Below are 26,013 nucleotides of genomic sequence, written 5' to 3'. Positions count from 1 at the left end.
AGCCAATGACAGAGATGGACAAGCGGTTCAATCCGCTGGTGGCGGATGGCAAGTGGCAAAAGGCCTGGGACGAAGCCCAGACCTTCCGCGCCGACAGCGCCAGTGACAAACCCAAGCGCTATATATTGGAGATGTTCCCCTATCCTTCGGGGCGCATCCATATGGGCCATGTGCGCAACTACACCATGGGTGATGTGCTGGCGCGTTTTGAGCGGATGCGCGGGCATGAGGTGCTGCATCCCATGGGTTGGGATGCCTTTGGCATGCCGGCAGAAAATGCGGCGATGGAAAAGGGCGTGCATCCCGGCGGCTGGACGCGGCAGAATATTGCCACCATGCGCGACCAGCTGAAGCGTCTGGGCTTTGCCTTTGACTGGAGTCGCGAATTGGCGACGTGTGAGCCGGACTATTATGGCCATGAACAGGCGCTGTTCCTCGATATGATGGAAGCCGGGCTGGTCTATCGCAAGGAAAGTGCGGTCAACTGGGATCCGGTCGACATGACCGTGCTCGCCAATGAGCAGGTGATTGACGGTCGCGGCTGGCGCTCGGGCGCGCTGGTGGAAAAACGCAAGCTCAACCAGTGGTTCTTGAAGATCACCGACTTTGCCGAAGACTTGCTTTCCGGGCTGGATAGCCTGGATGGCTGGCCCGAAAAGGTCCGCACGATGCAGGAAAACTGGATCGGCAAGTCACAGGGACTGACCTTTGATTTTGCGGTCAAAAAGCCCTCTCCCCTTCAGGGGAGAGGGAAGAGCCGCGAAGCGGCGAAGGGAGAGGGGGAGTCTGACTTAGGCACTGCACAAGCGGATAGCCCCCTCCCCCCGACCCCCTCCCCTAAAGGAGAGGGGGAGAAAATAACCGTCTTCTCGACCCGGCCCGACACTATCTATGGCGCCAGCTTTGTCGCCATTGCCGCTGACCATCCGCTGTCGCTGAAACTGGCGCAGGGCAATGCAGCGCTGCACGAATTTGCCGAGGAATGCCGCCGCTCCGGCACCGCTGCGGCCGAGATCGAGACGCAGGAAAAGCGCGGTTTTGATACCGGGCTGAAAGCTACCCATCCGCTTGATACGCAATGGAAACTGCCGGTCTATGTCGCCAATTTCGTGCTGATGGACTATGGCACGGGCGCGGTTTTCGGCGTGCCGGCGCATGACCAGCGTGACCTTGATTTCGCCCGCAAATATGCCCTGCCGGTCAAGCGCGTGGTCAGCGATGGCGACAAGACGGACCCGCATTTCGAAGGCGATGAAGCCTATGCCGGCGCTGGCACTATCGTAAACTCCGATTTCCTCAATGACATGTCGATAGAAGACGCCAAGGCCGCAGTCATTACCCGCGCCGAGGCGGAAGGGTGGGGCAAAGGCTCCACCGTTTGGCGGCTGCGTGACTGGGGCGTCTCGCGCCAGCGCTATTGGGGTACGCCGATACCGATCATTCATAGTCCCGATCACGGCCCGGTGCCTGTCCCCAGAGACCAGTTGCCGGTGACACTGCCCGAGGATATCGATTTCGACACCCCCGGCAATCCGCTCGAGCGACACCCGACATGGAAGCACACAAGCTGCCCGATCAGCGGCAAGCCTGCGCTGCGCGAGACCGACACGCTCGACACCTTTGCCGATTCCAGCTGGTATTTTCTGCGCTTTGCCAGTCAGCCCGATGACAAGCCGTTCGACGCGGAGGAAGTCGCGAAATGGCTGCCGGTGGGGCAATATATTGGCGGCATCGAGCATGCGATCCTGCACCTGCTCTATGCCCGTTTCTGGACCCGTGCGCTCAAGCAGATCGGTCTGATCGATGTGGATGAGCCTTTTGCCAGCCTGTTCACCCAAGGCATGGTGACGCATGAGACTTATCAAATGGGTGATGGCAGCTGGCTGTCGCCCGATGAAGTGCGCCAGGACGGCAGCGACTGGATCCATATCGAGAGTGGTGCGCCGGTTGAGGCCGGACGTGTGGTCAAAATGTCCAAGTCGAAAAAGAACGTCATCGATCCCGAACCGATTGTCGACCAATATGGTGCCGATGCGGTGCGCTGGTTCATGCTGTCGGACAGCCCGCCCGAACGCGATCTGCCCTGGTCCGAGGCCGGGATTGAAGGCAGTTGGCGTTTTGTCCAGCGCGTCTGGCGCATTGCTCAGATGGCGGATAATGCGGCTCCCGGTGAAGCAGGCGCTGATAAAGCGCTGCTGCGCGTCCTGCACCAGACGATTGCCGGTGTGACCGAGGATATCGGTCAGCTTGGCTTTAACAAGGCGGTGGCCAAGCTCTATACTTTGGCAGCGGCGATTGAAAAGGCGCAGCCTTCGCCGGATCGCAATGAGGCTATACGCGCGCTGGTGCTGATGGTTGGCCCGATGACGCCGCATCTGGCTGAAGAAGCATGGGCACTGCTCGGCGGCGAAGGCCTGATCGCCAATGCTGCATGGCCGGTTGCTGATATGGCGCTGGCGGTGGATGATGAAGTCACCATCGCGGTGCAGGTCAAGGGCAAGCTGCGCGATACCGTCACTGTCGCCAAGGGTCTGGGCAAGGAAGAGATGGAGACGCTTGCACTCGCCAGCGAGAAGGTGCAGCGTAGCATCGATGGTGCCGAGATACGCAAGGTGATTGTGGTGCCCGACCGGCTGGTGAATATCGTGATATGATGCGGCGTCATCGCGCCGCTTTCTCCACTTCGTCATGCTGAACCTGTTTCAGCATCTGCGGGCAAATACGGTCCATGACGAATGAGATCCTGAAACAGGTTCAGGATGACGAGTGAATGTTATGGCGACAGGATAAATGATCGACATGTTTCGCGCTTATGCTTTTCTTCTGCTGCCATTGCTGCTTACCGCCTGTGGTCTCCAGCCGCTTTATTCGGGTGGCACCCAGGGTGCGGTGGCGCAGAATCTCGGCCAGGTCACGATCGCGCCGATCGAGGGCGATGCCGGCTGGCTGGTGCGCAACCAGCTGACCGACCAGCTTGCACCGGTCGAGGGTGATGTTGCCCGCTATCAGCTGGTGGTGCGGCTTGATGATCAGATTGAAGGTTTCGGCCTGCTCGCCAATGATCAGATTACCCGCCAGCGCCGGACGCTGCGCGCGCGCTATCAATTGATCGAAATCGCCACCGGCAAGACAGTGATCGACGCCACCGCCGGGTCCGATGCCGGTATCGATGTCGTCAGCAGCGAATATGCCACCATTGCGGCGGAGAATACCGCGCTGGAGAATCTGTCGCGCGAAGTCGCCAGCCAGATCGTCACCCGGCTCTCGCTGTTCGCCAGAGACCAGTAAGGGGCGCGTGCGGTCATGGCCAAGGTCAAGTCCGACAATTTCCTTTCAGCGCTGCGCAGCGCGTCGCCCGATATCCGCCTGTTCCTGTTTTACGGCCCCGATGAATCGGGGTCCGCCGCGTTGGTCGAAAAAACCTGTCAGCATATTGCCAGCGATGCCGAGAAGGTCGAACTGACCGGGCCGCAGCTCAAGGAAGACCCGGCGCTGCTGGCGCAGGAAGCGGCTTCGCTGTCGCTGTTCGGCGATGCTAGGGTGATTTTGGTACGCGGTCAGGGTGAAGACTGCTTCGCTGCCATCCAGGGTTTGCTCGAGGCTGAAATCGTGGCCAATATCTGCATTGCCCAGATTGGCGGCATCACCGACCGTTCGCGCACCGCCAAGCTGGTTGCCGACGATGACCGCGCGCTTGGCTGCATCAGCTATATCCCCAATCTTGCCAATGTCGCCGCCACGGTGCGTGAAATGGCCGAGGCGCGCGGGCTGGCCATGCCGCGTGAAATTGCCGAGAAGATTGCCGGCTATACCCGGCTCGACCGGCGGCTGGCGGCGATGGAGGTGGAGAAGATTGCGCTCTATCTCGATGCCCAGCCAGGCCAGCGGGCCAGTGTCGACATGCTGGTGATGGAACAGCTTGCCGCCGAGACCGAGGACGACGCGCTGGCGCCGGCGATCCAGACCATATTGTCCGGGCGCATGGCCCAGCTTGGCCATGAGCTCGACCGGCTGTCCGATGGCACGTTACAGCCGGTGCTGCTGATCCGGGCGCTCGAGGCGCGCTGTGTCCAGCTTGCCAGGGTTCACCGGCTGATCGCCGATGGCAAGGATGCGAAATCCGCGATGCGCAGCGCAGGGATTTTCTGGAAAGAGGAAGGCATGACCCAGCACCAGTTGCGCTGCTGGCCGCCGCCAGCGCTCGAACGGTTGGCCGAACGGCTTCTCGGCGTGCATGCGCAGGTGATGCGCAACAGCCAGGATGCGGTGCGGCTGCTGATGCAGGAATGCACGATGATTGCGATGGCTGCGGCGCGCAGTCGCTAGAACCGCCTATTCATATTCCGCAGTGATCGGGATGCGGCCGCGATAATTGCCGCCAATACCGCCTGTGACTTTCAATGTTCCGGCGAAGGCAAAGGTCAGCGTGCCGTCTGGCCCGATACGCGGGCGCGGCGAAAGATCGGTTTCCAGCGATACCAGCTCGGCGACGCCGCCGGTCTGGCTTGTCAGACGGATGCGGTGCGGCATATCGACCCGCACCGTACGACCGGGCTCGCCAGTGATCCGCGCCGAGCCGCTCAGCGCCAGCCCGCCAAGATCGACCAGCCCGCCATGGATATTGGTGGTGCCGCTATTCGGATCGATCCGCGCCTCGCCGCTGCTGCCGCCGGAAAAGGCGAGGCGGCTGAACTCGATATCGGCCTCGATGGTGATCCGCAGTGGGATTTGCCGCTGGTCCTGCACGCTTGTTTGCCGCTGGTCCTGCGGGCAAAGCCGACATTGCGCCGCAACCGGTTGTGGCACAGCCGAGGCCAGCAACAGCACAGTCAAAAGGGCAGTTAAAGATCGCGTTTTCAGCATCATGCCTTGCATTAGCGGCCATCGGCAAAAATAGGGTTAATGCGGCCTAAACCATGCACAAGCGCGGGGACAGTTTGGTCGCTGCGGCTTGCACTTTGCCGTCCTGCGCATAGGGTGGGCGGAGGGGATGACAACAAGGCATCGGTTTTGACGGTTTTTTCAGCAGGCCAAGGCGCTTCCATCGTCCAGCTTGGCATTTTTGCCGCGATCATGGTGCTGCTTGCGGGCATTACATGGTGGCATGTGCGCGGGCATCATGCCGGGGTCGATGGTGATTCCAGGGATGTATTCCTCGCCGGTGGCGGTCTCAACTGGGTGTTTGTTGCCGGGGCGATAACCCTCACCAACCTTTCCACCGACCAGCTTGTGGGCATGAACGGCAACCAGATGCTGCTGGTGGCGTGGTGGGAAATGGCCGGCTTTGCCGGGCTGCTGATCCTCGCCTTTGTCTTTGTGCCGATCTATTATCGCAACAACTGCACCACCGTGACCGAGCTGCTCGAGCAGCGTTATCGCCAGCGTAATATACGCACCGTCATTTCGGCGATGTTCCTGTTCGGCAATCTGCTGATCTATCTGCCTGCGGTGATCTATTCCGGTGCCCTGTTCCTGCGTTCCTTGTTCGGCTTTGCCGATGATGCGCTGATCCCGATCGCGGCGGCGTTGGCGGTCGTCGGCGGCGCTTATGCCATATTGGGCGGTCTGCGCGGTGTTGCCGTGCTGGATACCTATAGCGGCATCGGCATATTGGGCATGGCGCTGGTGGTGGTGTTTCTGGCGCTGCAGGCAGTGGGCTTCGATTTAACCGATGTTCCCGCCGAACGGCTGACGCTGATCGGCGACAATGACTCGCCAATTCCCTTCCACACCCTTTTCACTGGTATGGTATTCATCCAGATATTCTACTGGAGCACCAACCAGAATATCACCCAGAAGGCACTGGCTGCACCGACGGTGCGCGAGGCGCAAAAGGGGGTGATGGCGGCTGCTGCCATCCGGCTGGCCATCGTCCCCGCCATTGTCGTGGTGCCGGGCGTAGTGGCATTCAAGCTGTTCGGCGATCAGGATGACAAGGCCTATGGTCTGCTGGTGGCGCAAATCCTGCCCGACTGGACCAGCGGTATCTTTGCCGCGATGATTGCGGCGGCGGTGCTGACGACATTCTCCGCCGTGCTCAACGCCACATCGACGCTCTATTATGTCGACTTCCACAAGCCGTTTATCAACGACAGGGCCAAGGCGGGACGCCTCAACTGGATTGTCGGAACAGCCGCCACGGCGCTGGCGATAGCGCTGGTCCCGGTTTATGCCGGCGCCAAGAGCATCCTCAATCTGTTGCAGGAACTGAACGGCCTGCTGTCGATGCCCATCCTCTCGGTCTTTGCCGTGGGCCTGCTGTTCCGCAATGTCGACGCACGCGCCGCGATCATCGGCCTGATCTGGGGTCTGGCGCTCTATGCGTTGCACACATTTCTGCTGTATACAGACAGCATCGCCCTGGGTAGCCAGCAATATATCCTGTGGGGCGGTAAGACATTCTATCGCATGCTGGGCCTCGACTGGGTCCATTATATCGATGTCATGGTGGTGGTATTGTTCAGTTCCATAGCCGTGGCGTTGCTTGTCAACCGGCTGGTGTTTGGCAACTGTGCCATACCGTTCTGGAAAGTCACCACAGGAGAAAAGGAGGTGCACCCGGCATGAGCGAGACGATATTGGTGATCGACGAGGGCACGACCTCGACCCGGGCGATGCGCTTTGGCGTTGATGGCCGCTGTCTTGGCAGCAGCCAGCAGCCGCTGACCCAGCATTATCCGCAATCCGGCGAAGTCGAGCATGATGCCGCCGAGATCTGGCAGCATAGTCTGGCGGTAACGCGCGCCGAGATAGAGGCCGCGGGTGGGGCGGAGAATATCAGTGCGATAGGCATTACCAACCAGCGCGAGACGATTGTCTTCTGGGACAGGCGAACCAGCGAACCACTGGCCCCGGCCATAGTCTGGCAGGACCGGCGCACAGCATCGATGTGCCAGGCGTTGCGCGATGCCGGGCATGAGCCGCTGGTGCAGCGCAAGACAGGACTGCTTCTCGACCCCTATTTTTCCGGCAGCAAGATTGGCTGGGCGCTGCAAAACTGGCCCCAGCTTGAAGAGGCGGGTGAGCATCTCGCCGTCGGCACGGTAGAGAGCTATCTGATCTTCCGCCTTACCGGCGGGCTGCACATCACCGATGCCAGCAATGCGGCACGCACCGCGCTGATGGATATCCATAGCGGCGAGTGGGATGAGGAATTGCTGGCGTTGTTCGGGGTGCCGCGTGCCATCCTGCCGGATATTGTCGATTGCGCTGGGGATTTCGGCCGCACCGATGCAACGCTGTTCGGCGCGCCGATTGCGATTTGCGGCATGGCCGGTGACCAACAGGCGGCGACCATCGGCCAGGGTTGTTTCACCCTCGGCGACACCAAGGCGACCTTCGGTACCGGTGCCTTTGTGCTGTCCTATGCCGGGATCGAAGCTCCGCTGTCGGCGCACCGCATCCTCACCACCATAGGCTGGCAGGTCGATGGCCAGCGCCATTATGCGCTTGAAGGCTCGGTCTTTGTCGCTGGCAGCCTGATCCAGTGGCTTCGCGATCAGCTGGGCATGATTGTCGAAGCAGGTGAGAGCGAGGCGCTGGCGCGCTCGGTAGCGGATAATGGCGGTGTCACCATTGTCCCCGCGCTCAGCGGCCTTGGCGCACCGCATTGGCGGGCCGATGCGCGCGCCGCCATTACCGACCTCAGCTTTGCCAGCACCAAGGCGCATATTGTCCGTGCCGGGCTGGAGGCGATGGCGCATCAGATGGCCGATCTCAAGGCTGCCTTTGCCGCCGATGGTGTCGACTGGTCACGGCTGCGCATCGATGGCGGCATGGTTGCCAATGACTGGATGGCGCAGGATCTGGCCGACATATTGGCGCTCGAGGTTGATCGCCCGGCCTTTATCGAGACCACGGCTTTGGGCGCGGCGATGCTGGCGGCGACCGGTGCCGGTCTCTATCCCGACCTCGAGGCTGCAGCGGCAATGCGCCATTCGGGCAGTGTCTTCACCCCGGCCATGAATGATGCCGATCGCACGGCAAGGCTGGCGCAATGGCAGACGGCGCTCAAATCCGTTCTGGGAAGGGGCAACGCATAATGCGCTGGGCGGTGCTGCTGGTGGCGCTGATTGCACTTGGTGCGATGGCGTTGGTGATGATGTTCCTGCCCTATCCCAATGCCCGGGCGCGGGCGACCAATGGCATCGAGCACAACCTTGCCCGCGATGGCCGCAGCATTGCCTATTTCACTCAGGGCCAGGGGCCGGCGGTAGTGCTGGTCGCCAGTGCCGGGCGCGAGGCGAGCGATTTCAATGAACTGGCGGCACAACTGGTAGCCAATGGCTATCGTACCATCGCCATAGAGCCGCCCGGTATCGGCAATTCAGCCTTGCCTGATACGGATCTGACGCTTTTCGACCTCGCCGATGATGTCCGCACGGTGCTCGATGCCGAGCTTGCCGACGGCAAAAGCGCGACTGTGCTGGGCCATGCTTTTGGCAACCGGGTGGCGCGGGCTACGGCAGCGCGGCACGGCGATCGTGTCACCGGGGTGATATTGCTGGCGGCAGGTGGCAAGAAGCCGATACCGCCACGCGCCGAACGTGCGCTCAAGGGCAGTTTCAGCCCATTGCTGACCAGTTCGAAGCGGCTGGGCAATATCCGCTATGGCTTTTTTGCCCGTGACAACAGGGTGCCGGAGCACTGGCTGCGCGGCTGGCATATCGCTACGGCGCAGCTGCAGGCCCGGGCGGTGATACTTACCGATGCGGCGGATTGGTGGCTCGCGGGTGATGAACCGATATTGGTGGTACAGGCCAAGGCCGATACCATTGCGCCCATCGAAGATGCCGGCCAGGCGCTTGTCGACGATGCGGCAGGGCGCGCGGAAATGGTGATTATCGAGCGCGCCGGCCATGCGCTGCTGCCCGAACAGCCCGATGCAGTCGCCGGCGCGGTGCTGGAATTTCTCGCGAAACTCGAGGACCGCTAAGCCATGATGGTGATTTGCCGGGACATATTCCCGGTCAGCGCTACCTTTGCCGGTTCAGCGTCTTGACCTTGACCTTTTCATCATCGAGCGAGACGCGCACCGTCTCCCCCGAATTGCCCGGGAAATCGGCAAACATAGCCTCGACCAGATTGGGGACGAGATAGGTCAGATTGTTGCTGCGCGACTGTGCCTGGGCGCGGCCTTCAAAGACGCGCAGATTATCGGCCACACGGTCGATCTTCAGGTCAAGCTCGGAATTATATACGGTGTAGCTGCGGACATCGGTGAAGCCACCGCCAAAACCGCCAAAGCCGCCCCATGGGCCGAACCCGCCCCAGCCGAAGCGGTTAAACCGGCCAAAGCCAAAACCGCCAAATCCCGGTCCGAAAGCGCCAAATCCCGGTCCGAAGCCGGGCGTGGAGCGAATGCGTTCACGACCGCCATCGACAATATAATCAAAGCTGACGACCAGATCGGCGGCGGCCGGGTCCGTAGCGGGAGCATAGCCGCGCCGCTGCAGCTCGCTGGCGACGATACTGGCATATTGACCGAATTCAATGCTGCCGACCAGGCTGGGATCGGCGGGAACCACGGTGAAGCTCTGTCCCTGTGGCGGTGGTAATTGCTGGAACCGGGCCACATCGGCCTTGAACGGGGTGGTGCAACCGGCCAGCGCCAGAGCGGTCGCGGGGATGATGATGCGTAATGTGATTTTCGCCTTGGTCATGATGCTTTCCTGTTCGTGCCGTTTGCTGGGTCGCATTCTCCCATGGATGCCGGTGGCATTCCATCGATAATATTATGATGTCGCATGGCGGTACGATCATCATGTATTTCGTCGACGATAATGCAGCCTTCGTCCTGAATGTCTATTGAATGATACGCATAAAGCCCAGCCTTGGTTGCCTGATTTTGATGCAAAACCTTGCAACGGAATGATAGACTGAAACTATTGCGCTGCCGTAATTTCCGATATGATGACAATCACGCTCAGTCTATTTGCAAGCCAAGGGCGCGATAGGCAGCGGCCAGAGTCGGGGCAGCGCGTTCGCGTGCCGTGGCCGCGCCGCGCTGTAAAATCTCGTCGATTGCCGCCGGATCATGTTTGAGCGCGACGAAACGTTCGCGGATCGGTCGCAATGTCTCGACCACCACTTCCGCAAGCGCCGGTTTGAACGCGCCAAAGCCCTGTCCTGCAAAATCGGCAAGCACCGCCTCCGGGCTTTGGTCGGTCAGGGCCGCCATGATGCCGATCAGATTGGTCGCTTCGGAGCGTCCTTCCAGCCCGTCCATGCTGTCAGGAAGCGGTTCGGGGTCTGTCTTCGCCTTTTTGACCTTCTTGACGATAGCGTCATCCTCATCGGTCAGGTTGATCCGGCTCATATCCGACGGGTCGGACTTGGACATTTTGGCCGAACCGTCGCGCAGGCTCATCACCCGGGTCGCTGGCCCCTCGATAATCGGATCGGGAAGGGTGAACAGCTCGGTATCGAAGTCGGTATTGAACTTGGTGGCGATATCACGCGCCAGTTCAAGATGCTGCTTCTGGTCTTCGCCCACCGGCACATGGGTGGCGCCGTAGATCAGCACATCGGCTGCCTGCAGCACCGGATAGGCAAAAAGCCCAACACTGGAACCCTCGCGATTCTTGCCCGACTTTTCCTTGAACTGGGTCATCCTGTTGAGCCAGCCGATCCGCGCGGTGCAGAATAATAGCCAGGCCAGCTCGGCATGACCGGGTACCCGCGCCTGATTGAACAGCACCGCCCGTTCTGGGTCGACGCCACAGGCGACCAGCGCCGCCGCCATTTCGCGGCTATTCTCGGCCAGTGTCTGCGGCTCGTTATAGACAGTGATCGCGTGCAGATCGGCAAGGAAAAACAGGCATTCCATCTGGTCCTGCATCGCCACCCATTTTTTGATCGCGCCAAGATAGTTGCCAAGGTGCAGATTGCCTGTCGGCTGAATGCCTGAAACCACGCGCATGTAAGATCAATCCCTGTTCTGTTATTCGGTTGTGGCGCTGTCGTCGGCGGCCTTGCGGCTGGTCAGCAGCCTGATCCGGTCGCGGTCGACCGCACCGCCAAACCATGCGGCGAGGCCATAGACGATCAACCCGGTCAGTACCAGTACCGCGAGCGAGACAATCCGCTCTATCGTCGATCCGGTGAAAAACACCGTGCCATAGGGCATTACCGCGATCATCACCCCGGCCATCACCGCCGCCGCCAGCGCGATACGCAGCAGCCGCAGCACCAGCACCAGTGGCAGCCGGTAATGGCCGCGCCAATGCAGTACGCCATAGAGCATCAGCGTGTTGCACCAGGCGCTGATCGCTCCGGCCAGCGCCAGGCCGATAATCCCCAATATCGGGATCAGCAGCAGGTTGAGCGAGATGTTGATGATCAGCGAGATACCTGCGGTGACAACCGGGGTACGGGTGTCCTTGCGGGCGAAAAAGCCGGGCACCAGCACCTTGACCAAAACATAGGCAGGAAGGCCTATGACCAGCGCGGAAATGACATTGGCGGTGGTTGCGCCATCCTCCTGGGTGAAATTGCCGCCGACATAGAATGCACCAGCCACCGGCCATGACGCGACATAAAGGGCAAAGGCGGCGGGAATGGTGAGCAGCATCGACAGCTCGATGGCATTGGTCTGCAACCGGCTTGCGCCGTCCGGATTGTCGCTGGCGATCAGCCGCGACAGCGCCGGCAGGATCGCGGTACCCAGCGCAATACCGATAATCCCCAGCGGCAGCTGGTTGAGCCGGTCGGCCATGGCGAGATAGGTGAGCGAACCCTCGGGCAGGCGGGCGACGAAGAACAGGTCGACAAAGCGGCTGATCTGGTAGATGCCGGCACCGAAAATGGCGGGAAAGATCAGCACGCCCAGTTCGCGCACATTGCTGTTGAGTCGCGGGCGATCGAGGCAGATGGCAAAACCGCTTTTGCGCACCCAATAGCCCAGCCACAGCATCTGGAGCAGCCCCGACACCGATACCGCAAAAGCGAGATAATAGGCGGTGCGCACCGTCATTGCCTCACCCGCACCGGAGAGTGCGCCGGCGACCAGCGCGGTAATCAGGCAGATGTTGAGCAATATCGGTGCTGCCGCGGCGGCGGCAAAGCGCGACAGGCTGTTCAAAATCCCCGCCAGCAATGTCGTCAGGCTCATAAAGGCGAGATAGGGAAAGGCGATCCGCGCCAATATGGTGCTGAGCTCTGCCTTGCGCACGGCATCGTCACCGCCGGAAAAATCTCCGGCGATCAGCCAGATCACGCCGGGCATGGCAACCATGAACAGCGCGGAGAACAGGATCAGCGTCGGTACCAGCACCGAGACGATATCGGTGACGAATTGCTGGGCGGCGACGCGATCCGGTGCGCTATCATCCGCATCGTCTGCGCCGGCATCGCCCTGTTTGCCATGCATGCGGCGGTTGAACAGCGGCACAAAGGCGGCGGAAAAGGCCCCTTCGGCGAACAGTCGCCGGAAGATGTTGGGCATCTGGAAGGCCAGCTGCCAGGCATCGGCGGCAAGCCCGGCGCCGAGTATTCGTGCCAGCAATATGTCGCGGACGAAACCGAACAGGCGGCTGACCATGGTCAGTCCGCCTATAGTTCCGGTGGCCCGAAGCAGATTCATCCTGGCCTCAGCCTCTCACCCTGTCCGGCGAAAAGCATGGGCCGCTGTCAGGCATTGCCCGTCGGCTGCTCGCCGGCTTGCTGCTGCTCATGTGCGGCGCGCTGTTGCAGATACAGTGCGTTGAAATCGATTGGCTCGAGCATCAGCGGCGGGAAACCGGCATCGCGCACCGCATCGGCGAGAATACGGCGAGCAAAGGGGAAGATAATCCGCGGCGCTTCGGCAAACAGGAAGGGCTGGACCTGATCCTCAGGCACATTGCGCATGCCGATCAGCGCGGCATAGGCCAGCTCGACGATGAATGCGGTGCCCTGATCGCCCTTGGCTGTCGCGGTGATCTTGAGTTCGATCTCATGCACCTCGTCATTGAGCTTGCGCGAGCCGATGTTGAACTGGACGTCGATCTGCGGCTGGGTGGTCCATTGCATCGAGTCCGGCGCATTCGGATTTTCTACCGACATGTCTTTGACATATTGCGAGATGATACCGACAGCCGGTGCGGTGTCATTGCCATTGGCGGTCAGGTTTTCGGATGTGATGGTGCCTTCATCTTCGGCCATATTGCTACTTTCCGTCTGTAAAATCTGGTTCCAGGGTGATTGCGATCTGCACAAGCCGGTACAGTCGCCGGGTTGCGGTTCGCTCCGCGCCTAGCAGGCCCGCCAGAGCAGGGCAATATCCCAGCATCCGCCGTCCGTCACCGCCAGCGCCGGGCAGCGACAGCGCGATGGCCATTGATGAGACATTGCGCGAGCATCTGGTCGCAGCCCGGCCCCGGCTGGCTGTTTTCATCGCCAGAATAACCGTCAGAGGCATTTGCAAATGGCGGAAATTTGCCTATCTAGTCCTTAAGCAATGATTTGCGCCTTTCGGCGTGGAATGATTTGTGCGCATAATGGGCCTTGTTCCGGCTATGGTGCCGGGCACAGACAGACGGGTAAAATAATCGTGTCACCGGAAATCATCATTCTTGCCATGATCGCAGCTTTTCTGGGCCTGCGCCTGTATTCCGTGCTTGGTAAACGCACCGGTCATGAACAGGAACAGCCTTCGCGTGGTCGGCTTGACCGCTCGATGCCCGAGCGCACGGTGCCCGAAAATGCCCCCAATGATCGCGAACCGCAGCCGGTTACGGGCCAGGATGCGCAAAATGTGACCGAATTCAACCCGGCTGTGGAAACCGCTGCCGAAGACGGGTTGCGCAAGATTGCCAATGCCGATCGCCAGTTCAATCCGGTGCGTTTCCTTGCCGGTGCCAAGACCGCTTATGGCATGATTCTCGATGCCTTCTGGACCGGCAACAAGGATGACCTTGAGTCGCTTACCGATGAAGATGTCTATGCCAGCTTTGCCCAGGTCATCGATGATCGCGAAGCGCGCGGCGAGACTTTGGAAAACCGGCTGGTGCGGATCGAAAAGGCGGTCATCGCCGATGCCGAGCTGGATGGCCGGATTGCCCGGATCACGGTACGCATCGATGCCGATATCGCCTCGGTGGTGCGTGATCGCGATGGCGAGATGATCGCCGGTTCGCTCACCGATGCGGTGGAAACGCATGATATCTGGACCTTTGCCCGCGATATCCGCAGCGATGAACCCAATTGGGTGCTGGTCGAAACCGACGAAGCCTGACCCGGCTATTGCGCAGAAGCTCTATGCGCACTTCCCGTAACCGCACAGCAAAAGGCCGCAATCTGGCCATCGGCCTGTGCGCCATTCTGGTGGCGGCAATATCGGTTTCTGCCTGTGCCGGACTGATCCCTGCGGGCGTGGCCTCGACGCAGACCCCGGACGATATGACTGGTGACCGTGCCGCCGTGCCGCAAAAGGCGCCGCCGATCATCACAGCCGCTGCGGGCGAGGCAATCACTGCCGAAGTTGAAATACCAGTGCGTGCGCGCGATTTGCCGCTGCAGCTCGGGCCATCACTGTTCGAACTGCCGATCACCGCTGATGATGCGCGCGGCGCGTTGAATGCCTTTCGCACCAGCTGCCCGTCTTTGCTCAACCGGGAGGATCGCTCGGGTCTGACCCGGCGCGCCGACTGGTCGGATGCCTGCGCCGCCGCCAATGGCTGGCGTGAGGATGATGCCGCAAGCTTCTTCCAGATCCATTTCGAGACGATACAGGTCAGCGATGGCAGCGCCTTTGCCACCGGTTATTTCGAGCCGGAAATAGCAGGATCGCGCACCCGGCGTCCGGGTTACGACGTGCCGGTTTATGCCCGTCCCGCTGATCTGGTCGAGGTTGATCTCGGTCAGTTTGTCGACGACTGGAAGGGCAAGCGGGTGCGCGGGCGCGTCGAACAGGGCAAGCTGGTGCGCTATGCCGACCGCGCGATGATCGAGGATGGCGCGCTGGACGGGCGCGATCTGGAAATCGCTTGGGCCGCTGATCCGGTGGAATTCTTCTTCCTGCAGATTCAGGGCTCTGGCCGTTTGGTGACGCCCGAAGGCGAGATTATCCGCATCGGCTATAACGGCCAGAACGGCCATGATTATCTTGGCATTGGACGGGTGTTGCGTGAGGAAGGGCGGCTCGAGCCAGGGCAGGCCAGCCTGCAGGGTATCCAGCAATGGTTGCGCGACAATCCGGAGGAGGGCCGGGTGCTGATGCGGCGCAATGCCAGCTATATTTTCTTCCGTGAACTGAAAGGGCCGGGTCCGCTCGGTTCGCTGGGCTGGCCGGTCAGGGGCGAGGACAGCGCCGCCGTCGATCCGGCCTATGTGCCGATGGGGGCACCTGTGTTTCTGTCAATGGACCGGGGTGAGCCCAATGGCCTATGGGTGGCGCAGGATACCGGCGGTGCGATCAGGGGCGCGAACCGTTTCGATACTTTCTGGGGCGCGGGCAGCCGTGCCCGTGCCATAGCCGGCGGCATGGCGGCGCGCGGTCGGGCGCTGATATTGGTGCCGCTGGGAACATTTGACCGGCTGCGCCAGGAAAGCGGGACCGGGGCAGCGGCGCCATGACCAGCCGGCCGCTTTCTCCAGAAGAAGCGGCGCTGTGGCAACGGCTGATCGCAACGGTGAAGCCGCTCGATGACGGCTCCCGCGCTAGGGTTGCGACGCAGAACCGGCCACATCGCCAGGTAAAGCTGTCGCGTCATGTCCAGCCATCCGACCCCGAGCATTCGCATTTGGGGGATACCCCCGAAGCCAGGCCATTGGCGCCGACACAGCAGGATTTTGCCCGACTGCTCGATGCGCCGCGCCGTTCGTCCGCGATGGGCAAGCCAGTGCCGGTGATCCAGCAGCGCGGTTACAGCTTCCAGCCTGCATCCCAGCCATCGCGCGGCAATCTTGACGGCCATTGGGAGCGGCGCCTCGGCAAGGGGTTGGTGACGCCGGATATGACCGTTGACCTGCATGAACATTCACTCGCCGATGCCTATGCCCGGATGGACCGGGCGCTTGCCGATGCCCAGGCGCGCGGGGCGCGGGTATTGCTGCTGATCACCGGCAAGGCGCGACCCGCCGCGCATGATGACGGCCATCATGGCCGCCCGCGCGGGGCCATTCGCCGTGCAATGCAGGACTGGTTGATGGCGTCGCGCCATGCCGGGGATATCGCCGCAGTGCGCAACGCCCATCCGCGCCATGGCGCGGATGGGGCGCTTTATATCATTCTGAAAAAACGGCGGCGATAATCCGTTTGTAGATTCGCGTCAGCGTTTCGAGATCGGCAATCGCCACGGCTTCATCGACCTTGTGCATCGTCGCGTTGACCAAACCGAATTCGACCACCGGACACAGCCGCGACAGGAAGCGCGCATCCGATGTACCGCCGCTGGTCGAAAGCTCGGCTTCGAGGCCGGTTTCGGCTCTGATCGCGGCACCAATGATATCGGACAATTCGCCCGGCGGTGTCAGGAAGCTTTCGCCCGAAATGATCGGTTTGACCGATGCGCCAAAAGGCTCGACCGTGGCGCGCACGGTGTCGATGATGTCCTGCCCGCTGTGCAGGTCGTTGAAGCGGCAGCTGATCCGTGCCTCGGCACTGGCGGGGATGACATTATGTGCCGGATTGCCGACATGCAGGTCGGTAATTTCGATATTGCTTGCCTGGAACCATTTCGATCCGGTGTCGAGGATCACCCCGTCGAGCGCGTGCAGCGCGTGGATCAGGCGTGGCAGCGGATTATCCGCCATATGCGGATAGGCGACATGGCCTTGGGTGCCGTCGGTGGTGATCCACATATTGACCGAGCCGCGCCGACCGATCTTCATCATGTCGCCAAGCTGGTTGACCGAGGTCGGCTCACCGACAAGGCAGAGATCAGGCACGGTTCCCCTGGCCTGCATATGGTCGATCAATGCCCTTGTGCCATGCACTGCCGGGCCTTCCTCGTCGCCGGTGATGATCAGACTGATGGTACCCTGATCAGCGGGCGTGTCTTCCAGCGCTGCGACAAAGGCGGCAATGCTGCCCTTCATGTCGACGGCACCACGGCCGAAGAGCAGCTCGCCGCGAATTTCGGGGCTATAGGCGTCGCTGTGCCAGCCAGACCCCTCGGGCACGACATCGAGATGCCCGGCAAAGGCGAAATGGCGACCGCCATTGTTGCGGATGGCAAACAGATTCTCTACCGGCCCGCCATTGTCCGGGTTGCTGTCACCCTCGCCCGCGACAAAACGCTCGACCGCAAAACCGAGCGGCACCAGCATCGCCTCCAGCTCGTCAAATACCTGGCCCCGCGCCGGGGTGACGCTCTTGGCGGCGATCAGGCGCTGGGCAATGGGCAGGGCAGAGGGTTCGGTCATGGCGGGCTGCTCAGTTGGCGATGGCATCGAAACGCTCGATTGACCAGTCTTCAGTCACGGCGGCGGCGCACCATTGCTGCATCCAGTCATGCTCCAATATCGCCTCGCTATAGGCCTCGGCAAAGCCGGGCAGGGTGAAGCCATAGGTGCGGAAGCGGGTAACCACCGGGGCATATAGAATATCGGCAGCGCCAAAGGTACCGAAGAGGAACGGCCCCTGCTTGCCGAAGCGGGCGCGAGCCTCTGCCCAGAGCGACAATATCCGTACCGCATCGGCCTGGCATTCGGCGCTGATCGCCTTGTCTTCGAGCCGCAGCCGGATGTTCATCGGCAGCTCCTGGCGCACTGCCAGAAAGCTCGAATGCATTTCCGCTGCCATCGACCGGGCCATGCCGCGCGCGGTTTCATCCTTGGGCCAGAACCGGTCGCGGTGGGTCTTGTCCGCGAGCCAGTCGATAATTGCCAGCGAATCCCAGATCACGGTCTCGCCATCCCACAATATCGGCACCTTGCCATGCGAGGGCGCGAAATCATCGCCCAGCTTGGTCCGGTCCCATTCCTCGCCATAGAGCGGCACCGTTATCTCTTCAAAAGGCAGGCCCGATTGCTTACACGCCAGCCAGCCGCGCAGCGACCAGCTGGAATAATTCTTGTTGCCGATAATCAGTTTCATCATGCTGACCCTAGCTTTCAATCGATGACAGCACAAATTGGCGCAGGTCATCAATCCCCATACGTTTTTCCGACGAGGTGGTGAAGACTTCCGGATAGGCAGCCGGGCGCCTGCGCACCGCTTCCAGTGTCGCCTGCTGCACCTTGTCCAGATCGCTGGCCTTGCCCTTGTCGCCCTTGGTCAGCACCACCGCATAACTCACCGCTGCCTCATCAAGCATATCCAATATGTCATGATCGACCGGCTTTATGCCGTGGCGGCTGTCGATCAGTACCAGCGCGCGTTTGAGCACCGTGCGTCCACGCAGATAGTCGTTGATCAGAAAGCGCCATTTCCGGACGATATTTTTCGGTGCCTTGGCATAGCCATAGCCGGGCATGTCGACGAGGCGGAAGAGTGTTGGTTCGCCAATCTCGAAAAAGTTGAGTTCCTGTGTCCGCCCCGGCGTCACAGAGGTGCGGGCAATGGCGCGGCGTCCGGTGAGTGCGTTGATCAGCGATGACTTGCCGACATTGGATCGCCCGGCAAAGGCGATCTCGGGCACGGTCGGCTCGGGCAGGAACTCCAGTGCCGGTGCGGATTTGAGAAATTCGACCCGGCCGGAGAACAGCCTTGATGCGGCTTCGCTGGCAGGATCGCTCACTTTTCCGCCGCTTCCAGTTCCTTTTTGCGCGCTTTCTCCGCCGCTTCGGCAGCCATCTGCTCTTTCAGCTGCGGATGGCGCGAATAGAACCATTTCTGCTGGGCAATGGTGAGGAAGTTGGAGACCACCCAGTAAAGCTGCAGACCGGCAGCGAACGGCGCCATCACGAACATCAGGATCCACGGCATGATGCCGAAGACTTGCGCCTGGACCGGATCGGCGGGGGCCGGATTGAGCTTGAACTGCAGCCACATCGAAATGCCGAGCAGGATCGGCAGCACGCCGATGGCGAGGAAGCTGACCGGCTCGAACGGTATCAGGCCGAACAGATTGACCGGAGTCAGCGGGTCGGGGGCGGACAGGTCCTTGATCCACAGCGCAAAGGGCTGATGGCGCATCTCGACGGTGAGCAGCAGCACCTTGTACAGCGCGAAGAAGATCGGGATTTGCAGAAAGATCGGCAGGCAGCCGCCGAGTGGATTGACCTTCTCCTTCTTGTAGAGCGCCATCACTTCCTGCTGCATCTTGGTCTTGTCGTCGGCATATTTTTCCTGAATTGCCTTCATCTTCGGCTGGATCGCGCGCATCGCCGCCATTGAGGCGAATTGCCGCTGGGCGATGGGGAACATCGCGCCACGGATGATGACCACCAGCAGGATGATCGCGACGCCGAAATTGCCGACGGCATCGAACAGCCATTTCAGCAGGTAGAAAATCGGCTTTTCGAACCAGTAAAACCAGCCCCAGTCGACGGCGCGGTCGAGCAGGGTAATACCCTGTTCGTCGGTATATTGATCGAGAATCTCGACATTCTTGGCGCCGGCATAGAGGCGAGTGCTGGTTTCCAGCGATGCGCCCGGCGCAACGATCTGGGCATCATAGACGAGGTCGCTACGGAACAGATTGCCGCTGCTGTTGACGAAACGGCCTTCGACATCGCTGCCATTGCCGGCAATCAGTGCCGACAGCCAGTAGATATCGGAAAAGCCGAGCCAGGAAACCTTGCCTTCGGGGGTGGCGGTCTTGTTCGGCGCTTCTGCTACCTCGTCATAGTCCCAGTCGAAATTGGCCGCGTCGTCAAAGACACCGATCGGACCGGTGCGGATGATGAAGGTCGCCGGATCGGCATTTTCGCTGGTGCGGCTGACATAGCTGATCGGCTGCAGGGTGATCGGTGCCTCGCCGGCATTGGTGACATTCTGTGTCGCGGTGATGAGATAATTGTCGTCGATACTGTAGCGGATGGTGAAGGTCTGACCGGTGTCATTATTCCAGGTCAGTGTCACCGGTGTTTCGGGTGACAGCGTATCGCCATCGGCGCTCCACAGAGTTGCGCTGGTCGGGCGGCTCACGCCCTCGCCAAGCCAGCCAAATTGGGCATAATATTGTGCATCGGTGCCCTCGGGCGCGAACAGCCGGACAGGCTCGCTGTCACTGTCGATAGTCTTGCGGTGTTCGGTCAGCGTCAGATCGTCAATGCGGCCGCCGATCAGGTTGATCGAGCCCTTGAGCAACGGATTGGCAATGGTGACGCGCTGGCCTGCTTTGAGTGCGGAATTGACGGTGACCGTATTGGCCTGGGTTGCAGCGCGATTGCCGGAACTGCCGAGAATATCACCGTCCGTTATGGTCTGCGCCGGGGCGCCACTGGCAGAGGGCTGGGTGGTCTGGGTCGTCTCTACCGCCGGTGCCGGATAGAAATATTCGATCAGATATTGCGACCCGAAAAGCACCAGCGCGGTCAGGACCACCGCCAGGATGATATTACGCTGATTTTCCACCACTATCGTCCTTAAATTCCGTTATTTCATCTGGCTTGCAGCAGGCTGGTGGTACGGGGTCATATCCGAACCCGCCCCATGGATGGCAGCGCAATAGCCGCTTGATGGCCAGCCAGCCACCTTTAATTGTGCCGTGGCGCTGCAATGCCTCGATCGCATATTGCGAGCAGCTGGGCGTGTAGCGGCATGTCGGCGGCAAAATGCGCGACGGACCCCATTGCCACAGCTTTGCGATCAGGATGAAAATATACCGCATCGCCTATTTATGGGGGCCGTTGCGCGCTTTGCCATGTTTCTTTCCACGGCGTTTCGACGAACCATGCGAATCCTTGCCATCGGCGAAGCGTTTGAGGCCCCGGACGAGATCGGTGCTGAGATCATCCCAATTGTGATCGACTGCGGCGCGACGGGCGATAAAGATATGATCGGCACCGCTGATCCCGTGATTGGGGAGCAATTCCTGCACCAGTGCACGCAGGCGGCGCTTAATGCGATTGCGCACCACGGCATTGCCGATCTTTTTGGTGACGGTATAGCCGGCGCGGCTGGCCGCGTCGCTATCATTGCGGTTGTGGATGATCAGGACAAAGCCGGGACAGGCGAATCGCCAGCCGCGATTCGCGGCAAGAAACTCGCTGCGCTTCTTCAGCGTAGCAATGCGTCGGGACTTTTGCCCCGATGGTGTCGGGACAGGCATGTCGGTCTGGCCCGGACGCTGGTCGTGCAGGGGATCAGGCAGACAGCGACTTGCGGCCACGGGCACGGCGGGCGCGCAGGATCTTGCGGCCGGCGGCGGTGGCCATGCGGCTGCGGAAACCGTGGCGACGCTTGCGCACGAGGTTGCTGGGCTGAAATGTGCGCTTCATGGCGGCACTCCTTATTGTAGCGGCGGCATGACGGCCGCATATCTGTCATAATGTCCGGTTTTCTCGAACGGCAATTGCGGCAACAGCTATGAGGCGCAGCGTTCTTCAAAGCGCAGCCCATTATCGTTCACGGGCCTGACTGTCAAGCGCCAAGCCCGGAAAACAGCGAGCTTGCCCGATGACAGCCTTGCGTGTCTGCCCCCGGTCCTTTCCAGTAAATCGTACCTCGACTCCTGTGGCAAAAATGCGTAACCATAGAGGAGAACAAAAGGGGAGCAAAATGGTCGCGACGGTAATGACCACGGCCTATCTCGGCCTCGAAGCGCGCAGTGTCGAGGTCCAGGTGCAGATCGGTGCCGGGCTGCCCGCCTTTATCGTTGTCGGCCTGCCCGACAAGGCTGTGGCGGAGAGCCGCGAACGGGTGCGCGCCGCGCTGGCTTCGCTCGGCCTGTCGCTGCCACCCAAGCGCATCACCGTTAATCTGTCGCCTGCCGACCTGCCCAAGGAAGGGTCGCATTATGACCTGCCCATTGCGTTGGGGCTGCTTGCGGCAATGGGGTTGATCGATGCCGAGGCGCTGTCGGGCTATGTTGCGGTCGGTGAGTTGGCGCTGGACGGACGCATTGCCGGGTCGCCCGGTGTGCTGCTGGCGGCGATGCATGCCCTGGGCCAGGAGCGCGGGCTGATCTGTCCCGCAGTGCAGGGCAGCGAGGCCGCCTGGGCCGGGGAGCTTGAAGTGCTGGCATCGCCCGACCTGTTATCGCTGCTCAACCATTTCAAGGGCAGCAACCGCCTGCTGCCGCCCCAGCCGGGCAAGGTGATTGAGGAAAGCAGTGGCACTGATCTCGCAGAAGTAAAGGGCCAGGAAACCGCGCGCCGGGCTTTGGAGATTGCCGCAGCCGGCGGGCACAATCTGTTGATGTCGGGGCCACCCGGTGCGGGCAAATCGCTACTCGCCTCGTGCCTGCCGAGCATATTGCCGCCGCTTGAGGCCGAGGAAGCGCTCGAGGTCTCGATGGTCGCCAGCGTTGCCGGGACGCTCGAACAGGGCCAGTTGAGCCGGATCCGGCCCTATCGCGCACCGCATCACAGCGCTTCTATGGCCGCTCTGGTTGGCGGTGGATTGAAGGTACGCCCCGGCGAGGTCAGCCTCGCGCATCTTGGCGTATTGTTCCTCGATGAGCTACCGGAATTTCAGCGCGCGGTGCTGGATTCGCTGCGCCAACCGATTGAGGCGGGCGAGGTCAGCGTCGCGCGCGCCAATGCTCATGTCACCTTTCCGGCGCGATTCCAGCTGGTCGCGGCGATGAACCCCTGCCGCTGTGGCTATCTTGGTGATCCGGCGCGCGCCTGTTCACGCGCGCCGAAATGCGCTGCCGACTATCAGGCCCGGATTTCCGGGCCGCTGCTCGATCGCATCGACCTGCATGTCGATGTCGAGCCGGTGCTCGCCAGCGATCTGGTGCGGCCATCACGGGCCGAGGGTTCCGATACAGTACGGACACGGGTGATGGCAGCGCGTCAGCGTCAGACCGACCGCGCTGACGAAAGCGGTGCGCGTACCAATGCCGAACTGTCCGCAGCTATGATCGAGCGCTTTGCCACGCCTGATGCACCGGGCCAGACTTTGCTGGCACAGGCTGCCGATTCCATGCGGCTGACAGCGCGCAGTTATATGCGTGTATTGAAGGTTGCCCGAACCATTGCCGATCTGTCGGGTTGTGAAGATGTCGCGCGGATACACATTGCCGAAGCGCTCAGCTACAGGCGGCAATTTGCGCGAAGCTAGAGGATGGGAGGGGCTGTCTTAAGAGAATGTATTGGTGAAACCATAAGCCATATCGGTCGCCACAGTTGACATATTTTCCACTGCGTCCAACCCATTGCTGTGTTCCTGTAGCGCGGGAGTTACTCAGGGCTTTTTCGCGCCTTCTGTCTCCTTGTTCCCAGCCATATTCCGTCTTCTCACCCTGGCGCGCATCAGAGAGGTGAAACGACGGCCTTGGTTATCACGATACCGTGGGATTTTTTTCTCGCTGCCGTGCGTGGCGATCTTGCCAGAACATTCTCACTTCGGGACATCACCGCATGTTATGCATATGCCGCCCGTAATTTCCCGGGCGGTCGGCAACGCTTTTCTCGACAGTCAATTGGTTTGTCACTTTACGTATCATCTTTGTTATAGTGTATATTCGGTTTTTCTGTGCCGGGGGCGCCATGGAAGAAGAGGCTGCAGACAAATCGGGACAAGGTTCCGACAGTCAGAAAACATTCAGTGCTTTTATAAGCTACAGCCATGCGAATGCGGCTGCGGTTCGCAAGCTGCACGCGCAGATAGAGGCATATCGCCTGCCCGAAGGCCTGGGCACAGTCCGTGCGCTTAACGGTCAGAAAGGCCGATTGGGACAGATATTCCGTGACCGGGAAGATCTTTCGGCTGCGCAGGACTTGTCGAGTGCCATCAAAAATGCCCTTGATCGCTCGCATGTCTTGCTGGTGGCGTGTTCCCCCGCGGCAAAAGCATCTCCCTGGGTCAATCAGGAGATCGCCTATTTCAGGCAGCATAGCCCTGGCCGACCGATCCTAGCCGCCATTCTCGATGGCGAACCGGCAGAGGCATTTCCGGAGGCCCTGACAGAGGGCGGTAGCGAACCGCTCGCGGCGGACTTGCGCAAACAGGGCGATGGCTGGCGACTGGGCTTCCTCAAGCTGGTCGCGGGCATTGCCGACGTCCCGCTCGACGCGCTGGTGCAGCGCGACAGCCAAAGACAATTGCGCCGCGTGATGGCGGTCACGGGCATGGTTGCGCTGTTTGCCATAGCCATGAGCGTTATGACGATGGTTGCACTTCAGGCCCGCAATGAAGCACAATCCTTGCGCAGGAACTCGGACATATTTGTCGAGAGACAGCTTACCGAGGGACGCCGGGACCTGAAAGCGGTCGGCCGGCTCGATATCCTGCAGAAATTCAATAACCGGACGCTGGAATTTTATGCCCAGCAGGGCGAGATTGCGGACCTGCCTGCGGATAGCCTCGAGATATGGGCTCGCCTGTTACACGCAATCGGGGAGGATTATGAGGCAACGGGAGATCTCGATGCTGCGCTGGAAAACTTCACCCGATCCCATGGCGTAACCGAAGAACTTCTGCAGCGCGAACCCGATAATCCAGATCGCATTTTTGCGCATGCGCAGAGTCAATATTGGATTGGACGGATCGACGAACTGAATGGGAATTTTGATGCTGCTGCTGTCTGGTACAAGGCTTATCAGAAAACCATATTGCGGCTGCAAGAGGTTGAGGCCGATACTGAAAGAACCGTATCCGAACTTGCATATGCAGCGAACAATCTTGGCATATTGGCGCTGAATAAAAAGGACTTTCAGGCAGCAAAGAGGTTTTTTGTTGAGGCAATCGCTCATTTCTCGTCGGCACTGGAGCTTTCCGGTGGCGATCTGGAGATGGCTGCGGAACGGGCAAATGCCCGCGCATGGCTGGCATCAGCATATTATCAATCAGGTGCTCTGACGGCTTCACGCGCGGAAAGAGTACGGCAACTTGCCGAGCTTAATGAGATTCTGGCCCAAGACCCTGAAAATCGCGCATTCCAGTACAAGAAAATAGTCTGCGAATATGCAATTCTCAAAATTGACGAGAGGCTCGGGAACGCAGGCTTGGCTAAAAGAAAATCGGATCTTCTAGAACGGATATCGGCGCTGCGGCGTATCGAACCGGAGGACCGGGACTGGTTGGAAATGGAAGAGAAAATTCGAAGTGTGGTAATTTAAATTGAGGATATAGCCATGGGTGAAGAATTAGAAAGTACGAATGATCCACAGAAAAAGAAATTTGTCAGGCATGAATTTGATGCACCGGCACAAGTTCCAGGAAAGATAATTTCCAATGAGCAGTCAATAAATAGAATCATTGCTATTAGAGAAAATAATATCAATTACGCAATTGGCAGGAGTGAAGATGAAAGGAGCTTACTCAGTAAAAGTAGTAATCTGGAAATAAGCTTTGAAGAAGATAGTGTGCCTCGATGCAGATCATATGCTGCTGAAGACATATATGAATCAATAGAGAAGCCGGGAGATAACCACCCAAAAGTATTGTTTCTATATTATATATACATGGATGAATTCAATAATATGATAGTGAGGCACTTCATTTTTGATGAGGGTCGCCCAATAGCACCGGGGTATGATCTCGATAAGTGCATTGATTTTACTGTTATTTCAGCGGAAAATGCTATTTTTCACCCAGATGATCCTTTACTGGATGGTGTGTTTGCTTCCAGAGAGGTGAATTTTGAGAACATAGTATTTAAAGAGAAATGCTATGTTGCATTGGTTCTTGGGAACCCAAATTGGCGATTCCACTCGGAACTTAACGGAAAGTCAGCAATCAAATTTGTGTATGAGGATGAGCTCGGAAACTTTTACGGCCCCAATAACCATTTTCGTGATGGCAAGGACATTCTCGTCGATCTCTCCCAGCATGGAGCAGGTGACTATCGTAGCGGTTTTTGCATGATAAATCATATAGTTGATGGGCCAGGCCCGATATCGAAGTTCAAGTTTGATATTTTTGTCAATATATTGTTCGGCGTTGGTGGCAAGGGATCGGCAGAAAAGACGATAATCATCGATCCGACTGGAGAAAATCAGGGCCCACCTCCTTCCTGAGAATATGGTCGATAG

Annotated in this window: 23 protein-coding genes and 1 pseudogene; 12 read left to right on the top strand and 12 right to left on the bottom strand. The window is 59.8% G+C overall.

Features of this window, described 5'->3' with window-relative positions; translation table 11 throughout:
- The first annotated feature begins 14 nt into the window (after nt 1–14).
- The 3 genes from leuS (at nt 15) to holA (ending at nt 4,326) form a co-directional block, all read left to right on the top strand.
- A complete protein-coding gene (gene leuS, locus AAFX04_11895; GenBank protein ID MEO1046133.1) occupies nt 15–2,654 on the top strand; it encodes a leucine--tRNA ligase in 2,640 nt (879 codons plus the stop codon).
- Between the two features lie 145 nt (nt 2,655–2,799).
- The gene (gene lptE / locus AAFX04_11890) at nt 2,800–3,288 is read left to right on the top strand and encodes an LPS assembly lipoprotein LptE (GenBank protein ID MEO1046132.1); all 489 of its coding nucleotides are present in this window, start codon (nt 2,800–2,802) and stop codon (nt 3,286–3,288) included.
- 15 nt (nt 3,289–3,303) lie between these two features.
- A complete protein-coding gene (holA, locus tag AAFX04_11885; protein ID MEO1046131.1) occupies nt 3,304–4,326 on the top strand; it encodes a DNA polymerase III subunit delta in 1,023 nt (340 codons plus the stop codon).
- 6 nt (nt 4,327–4,332) lie between these two features.
- On the opposite strand, the gene AAFX04_11880 is transcribed toward holA, so the two are convergent.
- Nucleotides 4,333–4,866, bottom strand: a complete 534-nt coding sequence (locus AAFX04_11880; GenBank protein ID MEO1046130.1) for a DUF4402 domain-containing protein — start codon at nt 4,864–4,866, stop codon at nt 4,333–4,335.
- Between the two features lie 144 nt (nt 4,867–5,010).
- Between AAFX04_11880 and AAFX04_11875 the strand changes: the two genes are divergently transcribed.
- Genes AAFX04_11875 through AAFX04_11865 form a run of 3 tightly spaced genes read left to right on the top strand, consistent with a single transcriptional unit; the run spans nt 5,011 to nt 8,935 of the window.
- Entirely contained in the window at nt 5,011–6,567 is a 1,557-nt protein-coding gene (locus AAFX04_11875) for a sodium/solute symporter (GenBank protein MEO1046129.1), read from the top strand.
- Complete coding sequence (locus tag AAFX04_11870; GenBank protein ID MEO1046128.1) at nt 6,564–8,042, top strand: glycerol kinase; 1,479 nt, start codon at nt 6,564–6,566, stop codon at nt 8,040–8,042. The genes AAFX04_11875 and AAFX04_11870 overlap by 4 nt, the downstream gene beginning before the upstream one ends.
- Nucleotides 8,042–8,935 (top strand): alpha/beta hydrolase, encoded by an 894-nt coding sequence (locus AAFX04_11865; protein ID MEO1046127.1) that lies wholly within the window; start codon nt 8,042–8,044, stop codon nt 8,933–8,935. The genes AAFX04_11870 and AAFX04_11865 overlap by 1 nt, the downstream gene beginning before the upstream one ends.
- A gap of 40 nt (nt 8,936–8,975) precedes the next feature.
- Here AAFX04_11865 and AAFX04_11860 read toward each other — a convergent pair whose 3' ends face one another.
- From AAFX04_11860 to secB, 4 genes are all read right to left on the bottom strand, one after another.
- The gene (locus AAFX04_11860) at nt 8,976–9,662 is read right to left on the bottom strand and encodes a DUF4136 domain-containing protein (protein ID MEO1046126.1); all 687 of its coding nucleotides are present in this window, start codon (nt 9,660–9,662) and stop codon (nt 8,976–8,978) included.
- Between the two features lie 263 nt (nt 9,663–9,925).
- Nucleotides 9,926–10,921 (bottom strand): tryptophan--tRNA ligase, encoded by a 996-nt coding sequence (gene trpS / locus AAFX04_11855; GenBank protein MEO1046125.1) that lies wholly within the window; start codon nt 10,919–10,921, stop codon nt 9,926–9,928.
- Between the two features lie 21 nt (nt 10,922–10,942).
- Nucleotides 10,943–12,583: a murein biosynthesis integral membrane protein MurJ gene (murJ, locus tag AAFX04_11850; GenBank protein ID MEO1046124.1), complete on the bottom strand. Its 1,641-nt coding sequence runs from the start codon at nt 12,581–12,583 to the stop codon at nt 10,943–10,945.
- A 47-nt stretch (nt 12,584–12,630) separates the two neighbouring features.
- Nucleotides 12,631–13,143 carry a protein-export chaperone SecB gene (gene secB, locus AAFX04_11845; GenBank protein ID MEO1046123.1) on the bottom strand — a complete coding sequence of 171 codons (513 nt, stop codon included), beginning with the start codon at nt 13,141–13,143 and terminating at the stop codon, nt 12,631–12,633.
- 388 nt (nt 13,144–13,531) lie between these two features.
- Here secB and AAFX04_11840 point away from each other — a divergent pair, with 388 nt between their 5' ends.
- Genes AAFX04_11840 through AAFX04_11830 form a run of 3 tightly spaced genes read left to right on the top strand, consistent with a single transcriptional unit; the run spans nt 13,532 to nt 16,232 of the window.
- On the top strand, nt 13,532–14,215 hold the full coding sequence (locus AAFX04_11840; GenBank protein MEO1046122.1) for a Tim44/TimA family putative adaptor protein: 684 nt from the start codon (nt 13,532–13,534) through the stop codon (nt 14,213–14,215).
- A 23-nt stretch (nt 14,216–14,238) separates the two neighbouring features.
- Nucleotides 14,239–15,555 carry a murein transglycosylase A gene (locus tag AAFX04_11835; protein MEO1046121.1) on the top strand — a complete coding sequence of 439 codons (1,317 nt, stop codon included), beginning with the start codon at nt 14,239–14,241 and terminating at the stop codon, nt 15,553–15,555.
- Entirely contained in the window at nt 15,552–16,232 is a 681-nt protein-coding gene (locus tag AAFX04_11830) for a Smr/MutS family protein (GenBank protein MEO1046120.1), read from the top strand. The genes AAFX04_11835 and AAFX04_11830 overlap by 4 nt, the downstream gene beginning before the upstream one ends.
- Here the strand turns inward: AAFX04_11830 and dapE are convergent.
- The 7 genes and pseudogenes from dapE to rpmH all read right to left on the bottom strand — a co-directional run bounded on the left by dapE (nt 16,207) and on the right by rpmH (nt 21,309).
- On the bottom strand, nt 16,207–17,346 hold the full coding sequence (gene dapE / locus AAFX04_11825) for a succinyl-diaminopimelate desuccinylase (GenBank protein ID MEO1046119.1): 1,140 nt from the start codon (nt 17,344–17,346) through the stop codon (nt 16,207–16,209). The two genes, AAFX04_11830 and dapE, sit on opposite strands and share 26 nt — an antisense overlap.
- 10 nt (nt 17,347–17,356) lie before the next feature.
- Nucleotides 17,357–18,019, bottom strand: a complete 663-nt coding sequence (locus AAFX04_11820; GenBank protein MEO1046118.1) for a glutathione S-transferase family protein — start codon at nt 18,017–18,019, stop codon at nt 17,357–17,359.
- Between the two features lie 10 nt (nt 18,020–18,029).
- Complete coding sequence (yihA, locus tag AAFX04_11815) at nt 18,030–18,662, bottom strand: ribosome biogenesis GTP-binding protein YihA/YsxC (GenBank protein ID MEO1046117.1); 633 nt, start codon at nt 18,660–18,662, stop codon at nt 18,030–18,032.
- The gene (gene yidC / locus AAFX04_11810) at nt 18,659–20,443 is read right to left on the bottom strand and encodes a membrane protein insertase YidC (GenBank protein MEO1046116.1); all 1,785 of its coding nucleotides are present in this window, start codon (nt 20,441–20,443) and stop codon (nt 18,659–18,661) included. Before yidC ends, yihA begins: the two co-directional genes overlap by 4 nt.
- A gap of 49 nt (nt 20,444–20,492) precedes the next feature.
- A pseudogene (gene yidD, locus AAFX04_11805) lies at nt 20,493–20,699 on the bottom strand (membrane protein insertion efficiency factor YidD).
- A gap of 3 nt (nt 20,700–20,702) precedes the next feature.
- Nucleotides 20,703–21,140: a ribonuclease P protein component gene (rnpA, locus tag AAFX04_11800; GenBank protein ID MEO1046115.1), complete on the bottom strand. Its 438-nt coding sequence runs from the start codon at nt 21,138–21,140 to the stop codon at nt 20,703–20,705.
- Nucleotides 21,141–21,174: 34 nt separating this feature from the next.
- Entirely contained in the window at nt 21,175–21,309 is a 135-nt protein-coding gene (gene rpmH, locus AAFX04_11795; protein ID MEO1046114.1) for a 50S ribosomal protein L34, read from the bottom strand.
- 280 nt (nt 21,310–21,589) lie between these two features.
- Between rpmH and AAFX04_11790 the strand changes: the two genes are divergently transcribed.
- From AAFX04_11790 to AAFX04_11780, 3 genes are all read left to right on the top strand, one after another.
- Nucleotides 21,590–23,098, top strand: coding sequence for a YifB family Mg chelatase-like AAA ATPase (locus tag AAFX04_11790; GenBank protein ID MEO1046113.1), 1,509 nt, complete (start codon nt 21,590–21,592; stop codon nt 23,096–23,098).
- 428 nt (nt 23,099–23,526) lie between these two features.
- Nucleotides 23,527–25,098, top strand: a complete 1,572-nt coding sequence (locus AAFX04_11785; protein ID MEO1046112.1) for a toll/interleukin-1 receptor domain-containing protein — start codon at nt 23,527–23,529, stop codon at nt 25,096–25,098.
- 15 nt (nt 25,099–25,113) lie between these two features.
- Nucleotides 25,114–25,998 carry a hypothetical protein gene (locus AAFX04_11780; protein MEO1046111.1) on the top strand — a complete coding sequence of 295 codons (885 nt, stop codon included), beginning with the start codon at nt 25,114–25,116 and terminating at the stop codon, nt 25,996–25,998.
- Nucleotides 25,999–26,013: the final 15 nt, after the last annotated feature.

This window comes from Pseudomonadota bacterium (assembly GCA_039818985.1).
GTDB lineage: Bacteria > Pseudomonadota > Alphaproteobacteria > Sphingomonadales > Sphingomonadaceae > Alterisphingorhabdus.
Note: the sequence above shows the minus strand (reverse complement) of the source record. Positions and strands in the feature narration are given on the sequence as shown.